Origin of the sequence: Noviherbaspirillum album, from assembly GCF_035916955.1 — a bacterium.
In the GTDB taxonomy this organism is placed as follows: domain Bacteria; phylum Pseudomonadota; class Gammaproteobacteria; order Burkholderiales; family Burkholderiaceae_D; genus Noviherbaspirillum; species Noviherbaspirillum album.
Genome location: NZ_JAWIIV010000051.1, coordinates 19,436 through 35,294 on the forward strand (window position 1 = coordinate 19,436; position 15,859 = coordinate 35,294).

At 58.6% G+C, this 15,859-nt stretch carries 14 protein-coding genes; 4 read left to right on the forward strand and 10 right to left on the reverse strand.

The annotated features are described in order from the left end of the window. From RY831_RS29915 to RY831_RS29925, 3 genes are all read right to left on the reverse strand, one after another. Complete coding sequence (locus tag RY831_RS29915; RefSeq protein WP_326509983.1) at window positions 1-336, reverse strand: Na+/H+ antiporter subunit C; 336 nt, start codon at window positions 334-336, stop codon at window positions 1-3. A 1-nt stretch (window position 337) separates the two neighbouring features. Beyond that, window positions 338-3,157 (reverse strand): monovalent cation/H+ antiporter subunit A, encoded by a 2,820-nt coding sequence (locus tag RY831_RS29920; protein WP_326509984.1) that lies wholly within the window; start codon window positions 3,155-3,157, stop codon window positions 338-340. A gap of 101 nt (window positions 3,158-3,258) precedes the next feature. Continuing rightward, window positions 3,259-4,668 carry an alanine/glycine:cation symporter family protein gene (locus tag RY831_RS29925; protein ID WP_326509985.1) on the reverse strand — a complete coding sequence of 470 codons (1,410 nt, stop codon included), beginning with the start codon at window positions 4,666-4,668 and terminating at the stop codon, window positions 3,259-3,261. A gap of 325 nt (window positions 4,669-4,993) precedes the next feature. Between RY831_RS29925 and RY831_RS29930 the strand changes: the two genes are divergently transcribed. Both RY831_RS29930 and RY831_RS29935 read left to right on the forward strand, forming a co-directional pair. Next, the gene (locus RY831_RS29930; RefSeq protein WP_326509986.1) at window positions 4,994-5,299 is read left to right on the forward strand and encodes a TFIIB-type zinc ribbon-containing protein; all 306 of its coding nucleotides are present in this window, start codon (window positions 4,994-4,996) and stop codon (window positions 5,297-5,299) included. Window positions 5,300-5,587: 288 nt separating this feature from the next. Then, complete coding sequence (locus RY831_RS29935; protein ID WP_326509987.1) at window positions 5,588-5,944, forward strand: translation initiation factor Sui1; 357 nt, start codon at window positions 5,588-5,590, stop codon at window positions 5,942-5,944. 260 nt (window positions 5,945-6,204) lie between these two features. On the opposite strand, the gene RY831_RS29940 is transcribed toward RY831_RS29935, so the two are convergent. After that, window positions 6,205-6,399 carry an SDR family oxidoreductase gene (locus RY831_RS29940; RefSeq protein ID WP_326509988.1) on the reverse strand — a complete coding sequence of 65 codons (195 nt, stop codon included), beginning with the start codon at window positions 6,397-6,399 and terminating at the stop codon, window positions 6,205-6,207. Between RY831_RS29940 and RY831_RS29945 the strand changes: the two genes are divergently transcribed. Then, complete coding sequence (locus tag RY831_RS29945) at window positions 6,314-7,039, forward strand: substrate binding domain-containing protein (RefSeq protein WP_326509989.1); 726 nt, start codon at window positions 6,314-6,316, stop codon at window positions 7,037-7,039. The two genes, RY831_RS29940 and RY831_RS29945, sit on opposite strands and share 86 nt — an antisense overlap. A 544-nt stretch (window positions 7,040-7,583) precedes the next feature. Here the strand turns inward: RY831_RS29945 and RY831_RS29950 are convergent. From RY831_RS29950 to RY831_RS29965, 4 genes are all read right to left on the reverse strand, one after another. Beyond that, window positions 7,584-8,507 (reverse strand): hypothetical protein, encoded by a 924-nt coding sequence (locus tag RY831_RS29950; RefSeq protein ID WP_326509990.1) that lies wholly within the window; start codon window positions 8,505-8,507, stop codon window positions 7,584-7,586. Between the two features lie 40 nt (window positions 8,508-8,547). Beyond that, window positions 8,548-9,435 (reverse strand): crotonase/enoyl-CoA hydratase family protein, encoded by an 888-nt coding sequence (locus RY831_RS29955; RefSeq protein ID WP_326509991.1) that lies wholly within the window; start codon window positions 9,433-9,435, stop codon window positions 8,548-8,550. A 91-nt stretch (window positions 9,436-9,526) separates the two neighbouring features. After that, window positions 9,527-10,504, reverse strand: coding sequence for an NAD(P)H-dependent flavin oxidoreductase (locus tag RY831_RS29960; protein ID WP_326509992.1), 978 nt, complete (start codon window positions 10,502-10,504; stop codon window positions 9,527-9,529). A gap of 329 nt (window positions 10,505-10,833) precedes the next feature. Further along, window positions 10,834-12,096 carry an acyl-CoA dehydrogenase family protein gene (locus RY831_RS29965; RefSeq protein WP_326509993.1) on the reverse strand — a complete coding sequence of 421 codons (1,263 nt, stop codon included), beginning with the start codon at window positions 12,094-12,096 and terminating at the stop codon, window positions 10,834-10,836. A gap of 503 nt (window positions 12,097-12,599) precedes the next feature. On the opposite strand from RY831_RS29965, the gene RY831_RS29970 reads away from it, so the two are divergent. Beyond that, complete coding sequence (locus tag RY831_RS29970) at window positions 12,600-13,505, forward strand: LysR family transcriptional regulator (RefSeq protein ID WP_326509994.1); 906 nt, start codon at window positions 12,600-12,602, stop codon at window positions 13,503-13,505. Between the two features lie 100 nt (window positions 13,506-13,605). Here RY831_RS29970 and RY831_RS29975 read toward each other — a convergent pair whose 3' ends face one another. Both RY831_RS29975 and RY831_RS29980 read right to left on the reverse strand, forming a co-directional pair. Then, on the reverse strand, window positions 13,606-15,141 hold the full coding sequence (locus RY831_RS29975; protein WP_326509995.1) for a methyl-accepting chemotaxis protein: 1,536 nt from the start codon (window positions 15,139-15,141) through the stop codon (window positions 13,606-13,608). A gap of 213 nt (window positions 15,142-15,354) precedes the next feature. Continuing rightward, entirely contained in the window at window positions 15,355-15,756 is a 402-nt protein-coding gene (locus tag RY831_RS29980) for a hypothetical protein (protein WP_326509996.1), read from the reverse strand. Between the last annotated feature and the right edge of the window lie 103 nt (window positions 15,757-15,859).

Here is a 15,859-nt window from a genome sequence, read left to right on the forward strand (position 1 = left end):
TTATTCCTTCCCGTCCCCGGCGCCATCGACATGGTCCGTTCCCAATTCATGTCTGGCGCGCACGGCAAGAGCGAGTACAAATGCGGTCATGCCAAACCCGATCACGATGGCAGTCAGTACCAGCGCCTGTGGAAGCGGATCTGCGTAGACACCGGATTGCGCATCGATGATCGGGGGCGCGTGCGGCGTCAGCCGACCCATCACGAAGATGAACAGATTGACCGCATAGGAAAGCAGCGTTAGTCCGAGTACGACAGGATATGTCCGGGCCCGTAACAGCAGAAAGACGCCGCCGGCGACAAGTATGCCAATGGCGCTGGCAAGCAATAACTCCATGTCAGGTCTCCTTTGTGGTTGCGGCATTTCCGGAAGATGAGCGGCCCGCACGCCCCAGGCTGCCAAGCGACAGCATGACCGCGCCTACGACGGTGAGGTACACGCCGAGATCGAATGCCATTGCGCTGGCCAGTGGAAGGTCGCCCAGCAACGGCAAGTGCGGATGTCCATGTGCGCTGGTCAGGAAAGGCCGGCCGAAAAACCAGCTTCCGACCCCCGTCAGGCCGGCGATCAGGATGCCGGCGCCGAGCACCCGCGGGTACTCGATGCGCATGCGGGTAGCGGCCCAGTCGATGCCGTTGGCGATGTATAGCAGGATCAAGGCAATGCCGGTGACAAGACCGGCGACAAAACCGCCGCCGGGCAGGTTATGACCTCGTAGGAAAATATAAACCGCCACGGTCAGCGCAAGCGGCAGCAGAACACTGGTCAGCGAGGTTAGCATTAATGGATGTGTTTCCCTGGCCCATGCACGACCTTCGCCATCCGCAGTCCTGCGCGCGGCCAGCGGATTGGCCATCAGCGCCGCGATGCCGAGCGCCGCCAGCGCCAGTACGGTGATCTCGCCGAAGGTGTCGAATCCGCGGAAATCGACCAGGATGACGTTGACTACGTTGGTACCGCCGCCGCCAGGCACGCTGTTGTCGAGATAGTAGGCAGACAACGACTCGAAAGGACGGGTCAGGACGGCATAGGTGACGGCGGTGATGCCGAGCCCGGCCGCCGCCGCCACGATTGCATCGCGCACCTTGCGCAAGGAAGGCCGGCGTCCGTCCTCGCGCGGCGTGTGCTGGGGCAGCCAGTACAGGGCAAGCAGAATTAGTACAATCGTCACGACCTCGACCGAGACCTGGGTTAGGGCTAGGTCCGGCGCAGCAAGATAGACAAACGCCAGGGTGGTTATCAGCCCGACAAGGCCGACAAGGACCAATGCGGTAAGGCGTTGTTCGTGCAGGGCGACGATGGCTGCCGTAACAGCGGCAAGCATGATCCAGATGACGACAGCAATGCCGTTGACCGCGGTGAGAGGCCTGGTTCCGATGGTCCATTCCCACGCGAGGAACGGGGATGCGGCCAGTATCAGCGCCGTGATGACCGTCCATCCAAGACTGCGTTGCAGCGAACCGTTTTCCAGTCGCTGCGTCAGGGCGCTCGAAAACCCGAGCAGGTATCCCAATGCCTCGCGGTAAAGCCAGTGGCCGCCGAAAGGGCTTTGCACATAGCGGTGCAGGTCATATGCGCGTTGCAGGAAGAAGTACACCGCCGCGCCGCCGGCCATCGCAAACAGGCTCATTACCAGCGGGAGGTTGAAGCCATGCCAAATGGCAAGCGAATATTCCGGAAGCGGGCCATTCAAGGTGGCGCCCACGGCCGTGGCCAGCAATGGCGCAACGGTATAGTAGGGAAAGATGCCGACTGCCAGGCACAGCAGCACAAGCAGATAGACCGGCACTTTCATCCAGACTGGCGGCTCATGGGGCTCCTTGTCCAGGCCAACCAGTTCGCCCCGAAAAAATACGTCGTCCACGAAACGCACGCTGTACGCGACGCTGAATACGCTGGCGATGACGGCCGCCACCGGGATCATGACGCCCCAGATGCCGCCCGCTTGAACCTGCAGCGTCTCCGCCAGGAACATTTCCTTTGACAGGAAACCATTGAGCAGCGGGACGCCGGCCATCGCGGCGGATGCAACCAGGGCCAGCGCCCCGGTATAGGGCATGTATTTCCAAAGGCTGCCCAGCTTGCGCATATCGCGCGTTCCGGTTTCATGATCGATGATGCCGGCCGCCATGAAGAGCGAGGCCTTGAAGGTGGCGTGGTTGATGATGTGAAAGACGGCGGCAACCACCGAATGCGGGGTTTGCAGACCGAACAACAGGGTTATGAGCCCGAGGTGGCTGATGGTTGAGTAGGCGAGCAAGCCTTTCAGGTCATGCTTGAACAGTGCTGCGTACGCACCGAATGCAAATGTGACGAAGCCGACCGTGGCAACGATATAGAACCATGCATCGGTGCCGGAGAGTACCGGATAGAAGCGGGCCAGCAAGAATATTCCGGCCTTGACCATGGTTGCGGAATGCAGGTAGGCGCTGACCGGTGTCGGCGCCGCCATCGCGTGAGGCAGCCAGAAATGGAAAGGAAATTGGGCGGATTTGGTAAAGACCCCGAGCAGGAACAGGATCAGCATTGGCAGATAATAAGGACTAGCCTGTACCTGTTGCCGCCGCTGCAGGATGTCGGACAATTCATAGCTGCCCGCGGCCTGCGCCAGCAGCAGCATGCCGGCCAGCAGGCAAAGCCCGCCCGCACCAGTGACGGTCAATGCCATGCGGGCGCCCGCGCGTGCATCGGAGCGGTAATCCCAATAGCCGATCAGCAGGAAAGAGCTCAGCGAGGTTAATTCCCAGAACACGACCAGGAGTATCACGTTGTCGGACAGGACCACGCCGAGCATGGCGGCCGCAAACAACAGCAGGTAGCAATAGAAGCGTCCGACAGGATCCTTTTCGGCTAGATAGTAGTGTGCGTACAGCACTACCAGCAGTCCGATACCCAAAATAAGAAGGGAAAACAGCAGGCCTAGGCCGTCAAGGCGGAATGACGCTTGCAGACCGGCCTGCGGGAGCCACGCCATCGAACCATGAAGTGTCTCCCCGGAAAAGACCGCTCCGCTCTGGGAAAGCAGCAGCACAAGCGATCCAGCCATTATCGCCGCCGTGCTCCAGGACGCGGCGCTTCGGCCCAGGCGCCCCGCAAGCGCTGGGATCCAGAATAAAGCCAGGGGGAGGGCGACTATTAATTGAGGTAAGGAAAACACGCGTATTCCTTTATATTTCTGTTCGGAACCACTGCTTCGGCATCAAGGACTCTCAAAGCAATGAGTGTTGCATCAAGCTTTACGCCCACGTTCGGAGCTTGTCATGAACGCCGCGACCAGATGGACGCGTCAACTCCCTTTGCCAATTCCGGATAATCGCCAAGATGGAATTCAGGCCGGCGCCCCGCCTTGCGCTGCGTACTGTAATCACGGGTGAGCTTGACAACAGTGCCGGACAGTAGGGCAATTGAAACGATGTTAATCGTTGCCATGAGTCCCATTGATGCGTCTGCCGCGTTGAATACGGTGGTGGCACTTTCATAGGACCCCCATACCACCATCGATAGAGCACCGATGCGCAGCAGGCTGATCCACGCACGTCCGCCCAGCCGGAGGAAAACCATGGCGTTTTCAGCGTACGTATAGTTGCCTATGATGGAGGTAAAGGCAAACAGCAGGATGGCAACCGCGACGAACCATTCGCCGGCGACGCCGATGTGTTCCCGCAGCGCCGCTTGAGTAAGTGGCGTGCCAGTCAGTTCAGAACCCGGGACGATAGCGCCGGACAGCAGGATCATCAGCGCGGTCGCTGTACAGACCAGCAGGGTATCGATAAAGACGCCGAGCGACTGGACCAGGCCCTGCGAAGAGGGATGATGTGGGTCGGGAGTCGCTACTGCCGCGATATTGGGAGCCGAACCCATGCCCGCTTCGTTCGAAAACAAGCCTCGCTTGACGCCGTTGAGCATCGCGCCGGCAACGCCCCCGACGGCAGCATCGATGCCGAACGCGCTCGTCACAATATTCATTAACACGCCCGGCACTTCAGTAAAATTAACTGCAATGACATAGAGTGCAACCAGCAGATAGGCTAACGCCATGAATGGCACAATGATCCCGGCTACGCGTGCAATCTGCCGAATGCCTCCGAAGATGACGATGGCGGTGATGATTGCAATCGCGATCCCTACCCACAGCTTGGGAACGGCGAACGCGCCTTCCATTGCCGCGGCGATCGAATTTGCCTGCACTGCATTGAACGCCAGTCCAAACGTCATGATCAGGCTGATCGAAAAAATGGCACCGGCCCACGGAGCCCTTAGTCCCCTTGCCATGTAGAACGCAGGGCCGCCGCGATACTCTCCGTTTTCATTACGGGTTTTATAGAGCTGGGCAAGAGTTGACTCAGCATAGGCAGTGGCCATGCCTACCAGGGCAACCATCCACATCCAGAACACCGCACCGGGGCCGCCGAGATGAATGGCTACTGCCACGCCGGCGATGTTGCCGGTCCCTACTCGTGAAGCAAGGCTGGTGCAAAGTGCCTGAAAAGGCGTAATGCCAGCTCTATCCGTTTCGCCGCTGCCGATGACTGCGCGAAACATTTCCGGAAACATCCGAAATTGTACGAAACCTAGCCTTAAGGTGAAGAATAATCCGATAGCCAGCAAGCCATAGATAAGGATATAGCTCCAAAAGATGTCGTTTACTGCATTGATTACGGCATCCACGGTTTCTCCTCCCCACAAGTTGCGTCATATGCAACTCCGACACCGCTAGCCTATTGTCAGTTCATTATCATGACCTTGGTAAAATTTGATTTGACAGGTGCTTCCACCAGTATGATGCTTCCGAGAAATTCCGGGCCGATCAGCAACATGAAGAGTCGTCCTCATGCTGGCGGAAAATTTCTACATCAGGTCATGCGATATGCGGCAAGGATTGCTTTGCCCATTGCAAGAATGTTTTCCGCCCCAATATCTATATGTAATCTGATTGTCTCGCCTCTTGCTTTAGCGCGACACATCTACATGTTACTCACTGAGGAGCGAAAATATGGATTGTCCAGTATGCCCAACCACGAAGCTCGTAATGTCGGAACGTCAAGGTATCGAGATTGATTATTGTCCGAATTGTCGTGGTGTTTGGCTTGACCGCGGTGAGTTGGATAAAATCATTGAAAGGTCTTCTGGTGCAGTGGTGCCGCCAGTTACTCAAGGCAACGACCACTTTGGATCGCAACCGCGCCAGCCTGATGGATTTGGGCGATCGCACCAGGGGCAAAATTATCCAGAGCATCAACAAGGACATTACAAGAAAAAGAAAAAAGAGGGATTCCTTAGCGATCTGTTCGATTTCTGAGTTCACCTATTAAAGAGTTGAAAACTGGACGGGTGACTGGCGTTGCAGGCAGTCACCTTTTCAGTAATGCAAGTGTATCCAGCCGACACGGCTTCGGCCAAAGATTTGCTTCGAATGGAAAAGCGACCTTCTGCGGCGATTGTCAGCCTCCAAGGATGAGGAGCGGATGACAGTAGAGTGCACGTAACAGGTAGCAACGAATGACTCTGCACCGTCAAGGTCGCGCAGTGGACAGGCACGCGATGCTAAACTCGGACAATTCACAATTCAAACATTACCGTGCAAGACATGAAGAGTCGTTCAAACGGCGGCCTCGTCTATTCCACTGATGGCGGACGCATGTGTCCTGAATGCCGACGGGCACAATCTGAGTGCGCCTGCCGTCTTAAGGTCGTGCCCGTCGGTGATGGTGTGGTACGTGTGTCACGCCAGACCAAAGGCCGGGGCGGGAAGAGCGTAACGATCGTCAAGGGGCTAGCGCTCGATGCTGCTGCACTGGCTTTGTTGGGCAAGCAGTTGCGCACGGCATGCGGCTCTGGCGGAACAGTAAAGGATGGTGTAATTGAAGTCCAGGGGGACCACTGCGAGCAGATCATTTCGGAGTTAAGAAAGCATGGTCATGATCCTAAGCGCGCGGGTGGCTAAGCTCGATTACTCCAAATGCCCGCAATTGCCCTAAACCTGTCATCAACACGGTTCCGCCAATCCGCGATTCGACTTTGAATGTCCGCCTTCTTCAGGGTTTTTGATCTGACTCGCTGAAAGTCTTCCTGAGATCCGTGTCCCTGGCGTTGCAATTGGACTGATAGGCGGACACTGGAGTGAGGCGAGAAGTTGGGGGAGCGGTTCCACCATTGTGCATGGTGCCGCCTTCAAAGCCGGTATCCTGCTAGCTGCTCAGCGTGTTAGCGCGCCGCTTCGGCTTCATCGGCCGTACCAAGACGCTGCAAGGGCGCGGCACGGCGCATTGCTTCTAAGATGGTTTCGCGGGCATCGGCCAGGACCTTGTGGAGCATGGGAGTCTCGATCTGTCCCGGGGAAAGGGTGTTGACACGGATCGGGGCCACCTCCAATGCGTGGCTGCGTGCCAGCGCCTCCATGGCGGCCGAGGCTGCTGCGAGCACGGCCGTGCCCTGCGCATTCGGCAGCCGTCAAATCGATGTGCATTGGCGGCGTGGCAGGAGGTTGAGCACATCGAGCAGACCGCTGCCACTGCGCGCAGAGCCGGCCGGCATGTTGAAGGTCACGGCACCGCTTCCTGTCGGGATACATATCCTTGCACCTGCCTTGCCCAGATTTCGCAAGCGTTACCCGAAACTGGCAGTCGACTTGCGATTGGCCGATCGCCAGACCGACCTGATTGCGGAAGGTATCGACGTGGCGTTGCGGGTAGGGAACCTGGCCGACTCCCGGCTCTTATCCCGTCGGCTGGCGCCGCATCGCTTGTGCGCGTTCGCTTCCCCTGGCTACCTGGAAAGGATGGGCATCCCGCAATCAATCGAGGAGCTGAGCGGACATGAGTGCGTGAATTTCCGCTACCAGAGTTCCGGTCAATCGCTGTGCTGGCCGTTTCAGGTTGCGGAACGGATGATGGAATTCACCCCGAATGCGGGAATCGTAGTCGACGCCAGTGACGGCGTGCTCGCGGTACTGGCGGCGGGCGGCGGTATCGGAATCAGTCCGACGTATGCGGCGGCATGTCATGTAAGAAGAGGCGAGCTGGTACCGGTTTTACCTTAATGGGCAAGGGAACGTTACGCAGTCACCGCACTATGGCCGGAAAGCCGCCGCGCCAGTCCAAACGTCAGGGCGTTCCTGGACTTCCTGCGGGAGATTTTTCCCACGCCTGCGCCGTGGGATGTGAGCATAGATCATGCAGCGGGCCTGGCGTAAGAAGGGCGAGGATGTGGTTGTACACCTCATCAGGACTGCATCAATTGCTATTCGCTGCATTTCACTTTCCAGCTACTTTTCAACGAAAGAACGCAACATTTCGTATGGAGCTAATACCAATCCCAAGCCATTCCATGACATGAGATCGCGTCTTTTCCGCCTGGCGTCGTTGCGCTCGTCTTCCATAGCCTCGCTATGGATTCTTCCCGCGCCTTGCCAGACGAAAAAATCCATCGATCTCATCTGTCATGTCATAACTTGGGATTGGTATAACGTCCTGTTGCGCTTTTGAGTGTAGATCGGTCGTCAATGTCCGCTCGCGGCTCGGGCTTGTGTTTCCTCACGTAGGCAAGATTTCACGGCGATTCACGCGAGTACGCGGACATTTTATTCAGCCGCTCTGTCGCAGCGATTCATAATCCGGTAGCGAGTGCTTCAATGTCGCATGGTTAAGCAGCATTTCGGCCTTGAGATGCTGTCCGCCGGCATCATAGATGCGGGTGCGCACCCAGTAGGACTCGGTTCGCTTGCTCTCCGACAGGGCGACGATTTCGCGCCGGAGCAGATAATCTTCGCCGACGAATAGCGGTCCGTCGATAATGCGGATTTCCAGGTCGGCGAACAGGCCGATGACGGGTTGCCTGACCGGAAACCTTGCCTTGGGACTGGTGTATTCGACCAGCACGCTGATCATTTCCAGCGGAATGATCGGACGGCCCCATGGCGAAGATGATGCATCCGCATACCAAGCTGAATTTTCCGTAATCTTCTCCAGCTTCTGACTGAGCGAGAACGGATAAAGCTTGCCCATGTGCTGGTCGGCGTCCATGCGCACCGGCTCATCCACGGCACCGGTCATTCCCAGCTTCAGGTCTGACAGGATCACGAGTTTTTCCGGAGGCCGCAGCTGCGCCATGCGCTCTTCCAGCAGCGTCGGTCCATGGTCGGGACCGATGCTGGCGCTGGCTTCGAGCACCGGCGTGCCGTCGGCCTTCTCCGCCCAGGCCCGCGTTCGCGTGGCGCCGGAAGCGGGTAGCTCGACGAAGGCCCGTACCGATTCCCCTTCGACCACCATGTTCTGGAAATGCGCCGACAGGCAGCCGCGCTCGAACCAGTCCTTGCCCCAAACCTGCGCCAGCAGCGGCACAAACTGGCTGAAGTGCGTCGGTCCTTCGATGGGACCTGCGCGGAAACCCAGTTTTTCGGCCATGGCGTCGTCATGGATGGATGTGTGGCCGCTGTATTCCTGTTCGGCCAGCATCTGGTGCGGTTGCCGCAACGGGCCGCACAGCGAAAGGTGTGTGTTGAAGCTCATGGGCGTGTGATATGCAAGTGCGTTGACATGGAAGGGAATTTCATTCGAACGGCGGCTCGTCCCACCATGGAAAGAAGGGCGGCATATCGGTGGACACCTTGTTCGGGAAGACGGCGGGGCGTTTCTCCAAAAAGGCGGTCACGCCTTCGCGCGCATCATCGGACTGGCCGCGCGCCTGGATGGAACGGCTGTCGATGCGATGCGCATGCATCGGATGCGGCGCCGCGGCCATGCGCCACAGCATCTGCCGGGTAAGTGCGACCGACACCGGGGCGGTGTTGTCGGCAATCTCGCGGGCGAGCGCCTGTGCGGCGGGCAGCAGTTCATCGGGGGCATGCAGCGAGCGTACAAGGCCGCGGGCAAGGGCTTCGTCAGCGCCGAACACCCGGCCGGTCGTGCACCACTCGAGCGCGGTCTGCATGCCGACGAGCCGCGGCAGGAACCAGGATGAAGCTGCTTCAAGGGTGATGCCGCGCCGGGCGAACACGAAGCCGAAGCGCGCTTCGGTGGAGGCCATGCGCACATCCATCGGGAGTTGCATGGTTGCGCCGATGCCGACTGCCGGTCCGTTGATTGCGCCGATGACCGGTTTCAGGCTCTGGTAGATCCGCAGCGTATTGGTGCCGCCGCCGTCACGGTACACCTCGCCCACCTTGAGCGATTCGCGGGAAAGATTGCCGGGGTTCGCCTGGCGGTCGAAGGTCGAACCGCCCGACGACAGGTCGGCGCCCGCGCAGAACGCCCGGCCGGCACCGGTGACGATCACTACGCGCACGTTGTCGTCGGCGTCGGTCTCGTCGAACAATGCAATCAGCTCCTCGCGCATCTTCGCATTGTAGGCATTGAGCTTTTCGGGGCGGTTGAGGGTGATCGTGGCAATGCCCTGATCCACGTTGTAGGACGTCGTTTCGAGAGTCGGCAAAGTCATATGTCCTCCGGACAGGGAAAAGCATGCCCGCCTTGAGAGTGTCGACCACGATGCGGGCATGCTCGCGGTCCGCCATTTACGATGGCGAGGGTCAGGTGCCCAGCATTCCCGTCAGACGCTGGCGAATCAAGGCCTCGGCCTCCGCCATGATGCGATCGATGAGTTCCCTGGCCGTAGGCACGTCGCGGATCAGGCCGGCGACCATGCCGCAGGACCATGCGCCGGCATCCATTTCGCCGTCCTGCATGATGCGCGGATAGACGCCGGCCACTTCGGCGGCGATGTCCTCGAATTTCAGCGACGCGCCGAGCTGGCGTTCCTTGTCCAGCAGGCGGTCGACGGCGGCATTGCCGAGCACCCGCTCGGTATTGCGCAGCGGACGCATGACGAGACGGGTATCAAGTTCGCTCGCGGCAACAATAGCCTGCTTGACGTTGTCATGAACGGGCGCTTCCTTGGTGGCGATGAAGCGGGTGCCCATGTTCATGCCCTCGGCGCCGAGCGCCAGGGCAGCCACCAGGGAACGGCCGTCAGCCATGCCGCCGGAGGCGACGAACGGAATGCTCAGCTCCTCGGCCGCGCGCGGCAGCAGGATGAAATTCGGCACGTCGTCTTCGCCCGGATGCCCGCCGCATTCGAAGCCATCGACGCTCACCGCATCGCAACCGATCGTCTCCGCCTTGAGCGCATGCCTGACGGCGGTGCATTTGTGGATCACCTTGATGCCGGCCTCCTTGAGCGCGGGCAGCCATTTCTGCGGATTGTTTCCTGCCGTCTCGACGACCTTCACGCCGCCTTCGATGATTGCCTTGATGTATCCGGGATAATCGGGCGGAGTCACCGAGGGAAGAAAAGTCAGGTTCACTCCGAAAGGCTTGTCCGTCAGTTCCCTGCAGCGCCGGATCTCCGCGGCGAGCGCCTCGGGCGTGCGCTGGGTCAGCGCGGTAATGATGCCCAGTCCGCCGGCATTCGAAACGGCGGAAGCAAGCGTCGCATAGCCGACATAATGCATGCCCCCTTGAATGATGGGATGCTCGATGCCAAACAGTTCAGTGATACGTGTTTTCATGGGCCTCCTGGCGAAAATGGATTTCAGTGCGGCATCAGGGTTTGTGGCGGTGTGCAGGAAACGACTGGTGCAGCAAGTGTTGCAAGCTCCGCGCAACCGCTCCTTGATATTGTTTAACAGTTCCCACCGTGGAGTGAAGGCGCCCCGGGCTGATGAAAGAAACATGATCCGTGGCGGGTGAAACGCGCGCTGCAACTGCGGCGCCTGTCCTGCACTGACACGCCGAACCGACCCGGCGGGAAATGCGTCGCCGCCGCATCAATTCGCGATGTCTTATCGCGGATCGACGCGGCTTGTCCGGAAAGATGCTTCCTTGGCGCAAGGGCGGTTCAGGAGCGCGTGATCGGCAGTTCCGTCTCGTGTTTCGGGATGCTCATGTGCCTGGCGAGCTCGAGTTTGGCAATCGCGTTGCGGTGAACTTCATCCGGACCGTCCGCAATGCGCAGCGTGCGGTTGCTCGCCCACTGGGCAGCCAGCGGGAAGTCGTCGCATACCCCACCCGCGCCATGGGCCTGGATGGCCCAGTCGAGCACCTGCTGCGTCACGCTGGGTGCCAGCACCTTGATCATGGCGATCTCCGCCTTTGCGTGCTTGTTGCCGACGGTATCCATCATGTAGGCGGCCTTCAGTGTCAGCAGGCGCGCGGTATCGATGCGAATCCGCGACTCCGCGATGCGCTCGTGCCATACGCTCTGGTCGGATACTCGCTTGCCGAAAGCGACACGCTCGTTCAGGCGCTTGCACATCAGTTCCAGCGCGCGCTCTGCAACGCCAATGGCGCGCATGCAATGGTGAATGCGGCCAGGACCGAGACGGCCCTGCGCGATTTCGAAGCCGCGGCCCTCGCCCAGCAGGATGTTGGAGGCCGGCACGCGCACATTCTCGAACAGGATCTCGCAATGTCCGTGCGGCGCGTGGTCATAGCCGAATACCGGCAGCGGGCGCTTGATAGTGATGCCGGGCGTATCGCGCGGTACCAAAATCATCGATTGCTGGGAGTGACGCGGCGCATCCGGATCCGTCTTGCCCATCAGAATGAAAACGGCGCAGCGCGGATCAGCGGCGCCCGAGATCCACCATTTATGGCCATTGATGACATAGCTGTCGCCGTCGCGCTCGATACGGGTGGAGATGTTTGTCGCGTCGGACGAAGCCACCGCCGGCTCCGTCATCGCGAAGGCGGAACGGATCTCGCCGCGCAACAGCGGTTCCAGCCACTGGCGCTTGTGCTCCTCGGTGCCATAGCGCTCGATGGTTTCCATGTTACCGGTGTCCGGTGCGGCGCAGTTGAAGACCTCCGATGCCCAGTACACTCGGCCCATGATTTCGCACAGCGGAGCATAGTCGAGGTTGGATAAGCCTTCCGGCGCGCGTGGAGATTTCGGCAGGAACAGGTTCCAAAGGCCGGCGGCGCGGGCCTTGGGTTTCAGCTGTTCGATGGTCTCGGTGGCGAGCCAGCGATTTCCTTTCTCGCTGCCGTTGCGTTCGATTTCCTGCTTGTACGCCTTCTCGTTCGGATAGATGTGCTCATCCATGAAGCGCAGCAGCTTGCCTTGCAGTTCCTTGCAACGATCAGAGTATTCAAATTCCATGCCGCTTTCTCCTTGACGGCGGGTGCTCGCACCCGGCCGGTTTTTAATGATGATCGTGATTCACACCGCATAAACGGGGCGGGACTTCTGGCACCTGCCGGTCGCGGATGCGGTGCCGGGCAATGCGGCTGCCTTGAGTCCCGCCTGATCTCGAGTGCGTGTACTGTCATGCCAGCGCGTGCCGCTTGCTCTCGCCGGATATCGGCGCAAATAATGAAAGCTTATGGAAGGGAAGTAGGGTGGGCAAATGCATTGTTTGTATCAAGGTCATTCATTCCATGCATGACTTGGCGGGGGAGTGGTAGCATGCCTGAGTATCGATATCGATCCCAAGTCATTCCATGACATGAGATCACGTCTTTTTCCGTGTGGCCGCGTTGCGCTCGTCATCCATAGCCCGCTATGGATTCCTGATCCGCACCTCGGCCTCGCCAGGCGAAGAAATCCATCGATCTCATTTGTCATGTTATGACTTGGGATTGGTATTAGCCGTCAATTGCAACATGATCAACATCAATCGCATCGACCTCAATCTCTTCGCGGTATTCGACGCTATCTACACGCAGGGCGGCATCACGCGCGCCTCTCGAACACTGTGCCTTTCGCAGCCGGCAGTCAGCCATGCGTTGGGGCGGCTGCGTGAAATGGTAGGCGATCCGCTGTTCGTCCGGCACGGGAATTCCTTGAAGCCGACTCCGGTCGCACACGAACTGATCGTGCCGGTTCGACGTGCGCTCGGCGAAATAGAAGGCTCGCTCAACCGCCTTTCGGTCTTCGATCCCGCATTATCGGACCGGGAATTCAGAATAGGAATGCGGCAAATTGTCGAAAGCACGATGATTCCCGCACTGATCGATGAAATCAAGGACACCGCGCCGAAAGTAAGGATTGCATCGGTCCAGCATAGCCGAGGCGAGTTTCAAACGCAGCTCGCAAGCGGCGTACTGGCCGCGGTGATCGATGTGCATGTGCCGTTCGCGCATGGTATCCAGCAGCAGCACCTGGCAGGCAAGGGCATGGTGGTCGTCGCGCGGAAGGGCCATCCGGCGCTGTGCGGCGAACTGACGACGGATATTTACCTGGCCCACGAGCACATACTGACCAGTTCGCGTCCGACCGGACCGGCCCCCGAAGACCTGGCGCTGTCACGGCTGGGCCTGCAGCGCAAGATCAAGCTGCGCTGCCAGCATTTCTGGACCGCGTGCAGGGTCGTTGCAAAAACCGACCTGCTATTGACCATGCCGGAGCGTTATGCACACATCACCAATGCATCGCTGGACAATCGGATTGCACCTTTCCCGCTCAAGCTGCCGGCGACAGACCTGTACCTGTACTGGCACGCCAGTGCCGAGAACGATCCCGCAAACAGCTGGCTGCGGCAACAGATTAGCCAAGCCTATTTACGCTGAGGCGATCGCGCGGACGGCGTCCTAGCCAAGGTGCGCCTGTGTCCGCATTGGTCTGAATTGCGCCAGCTGCCGGCCCGACGGCTACTGTCCGCAATACCTCTCAGTTGCGATTGCTGACTTTAAATATGCCTACCGCTTGAGATAGCTGTATTGCCTGGTCCTGCAGCGAAGATGCAGCAGAAGCGGCTTCTTCCACTAGGGAGGCATTTTGATGCGTGACCCGATCCATTTCGAAGATTGCCTTATTGACATTTTCGATTCCACGACTCTGCTCTGCGGTCGCTTCGGTAATCTCCCGCATGATTTCAGCAACTTGACGGATACTTTGCACCACCTGCTCCATCGTTTCACCCGCCTCGCCAACGAGGTGGCTGCCAACATCAACGTTCTGGACGGATTCCTCAATCAGCCCCTTGATTTCCTTTGCTGCTGCTGCGCTACGCTGGGCCAGGGTTCGCACCTCGCTTGCCACGACCGCAAAGCCCCGTCCTTGCTCACCAGCTCGGGCAGCTTCGACCGCCGCATTCAGCGCCAGGATATTCGTCTGGAACGCGATGCCGTCGATCACTCCGATGATGTCGAAGATGCGCTTTGCAGACTGTTCAATCAAACCCATGGTCGTCACCACCTTGGCCACTGCCTGACCCCCTTTTGTGGCGACGTCGGAAGCGCTCTCGGCGAGCTGATTCGCCTGATGCGCGTTTTCGACATTACGCCGGATCGCGGCGGTCTGTTCTTCCATCGAAGCTGCTGTTTCCTGCAGCGCTCCGTATTGCTGTTCAGTGCGGGATGAAAGATCGAGATTCCCGGAGGCGATTTGTGTCGACGCCGTGGAAATGGCATCGGATGCAAGGCGTACCTGTGCGACTGTACTCGCTAAACTCGCGTTCATGTCTTTGAGTGCCTGTAGCATTTGGCCACTCTCGTCATGCGTGTTCACCATGATTTCATGGGTCAGATCGCCCGAAGCGATATGGCGGGCCATGTCCACGACGTGGTGCAAGGGGCGCGTTACTGCACGTGAAATAAGGACGCCTGCGATGGCAGCACTAGCAAAGCCAACTCCCATCAATACCAGACTGATGACAATCGCATCGCGACTGCCTTTCTCGGCTTGGGTAACCTTTTCCTGTGAGACCGCATCAATCTTTCCGGTCGCGGCAGTAAGCAATTCCGAGGGGGCACGATCCATACCCTTGACGGCTGCGTCGCCTGCCGCGGCATCGAAACCAGCGGCCTTGAAGTCTTCAAACCCCTTGCGGTAGCCTTCACCCATCTTTGCATGAGCTTGCGCAAACTGCTGGACGATATCTCGCGCCTCACCAGAAGCCAGGATTGACTGCAGCTTCATAGCCGACTTCCGCACCTTGTCCTCATGTTTCTGGAAAGATGACCAGTACTTGTCAAGCTGCTGTGGGTCCTTCCCTCGAAGGAGGACATTTTTCCACTCCTGCACCTGCGTCTTGAAATCAAGGTGCATGACAGCGACTGCTTGCTGAGCGGCGAAGTCGGTCTTGATCTCCTGCGAGTAGATATTCAGGCTGCGATTCAACTTGTAGACGCCGAACAGGCCGGCGAAGGCAATCAGGAATGCGACCGCAGCAAAGGCGAGGGGGAGTTTTCGGCTGAGTTTCATAATGGACGTTTCAATAACGGGCCGCCATTATAGTTGCATTACGGAAATTCATCTTCGGCACCCGGGATCGTTGCGGGTGCAGCTATCGGAACTTCCATTCCGATGTGCCTCTGCATCGGTTCTCCAGCACCGTGGGACTCGGCCATCGATGTTGGTCAACGGTTTTGAAATAATAATGGTTGAAGGATCGCCGGAAAAGGGCTGAAAATGCCACTACGGCTCATCCGGCCGGTCTCTTTTTCGGAGCAGGCCTGAAGCCAAGGCCAGGAAGCAGTCCACCGCTTTTTGGGATGCCGCCTGAGGGTCGTCGGAACTTGCGATCCACAAGGAGGCGCCTCGCAGGGCGCCATTGATAAGGTGAGCCGCCGCCAGAGGGTCAATCGGATACACGACTTCCTCCTCAATCAGCTTCTGAACACTTCGCTGCGTACTACGGATGCAGGAATTCTGACTGGGCCATTGCGAAGGGTCGCCCAATACTGCCGGGCCCTCGAGAAACATGATTCGCTGGATTTCCGGCTCGAGAGCCATGTTGATGTAAGCGATGTTCTCATTGATAAAGCCATCCCAGGTGTTAGGTGCCTCTTCAATAATGGTCGCCAGGCGATCTACCATCTCTCCATCGATCTGGGTAATGACTGACCTGTCCCCTTGAATTAGTACGGCGCTAATATGGAGTCTGCCTAGCCCTGGAGGCAGCCATGAAACAGCGTTTTAC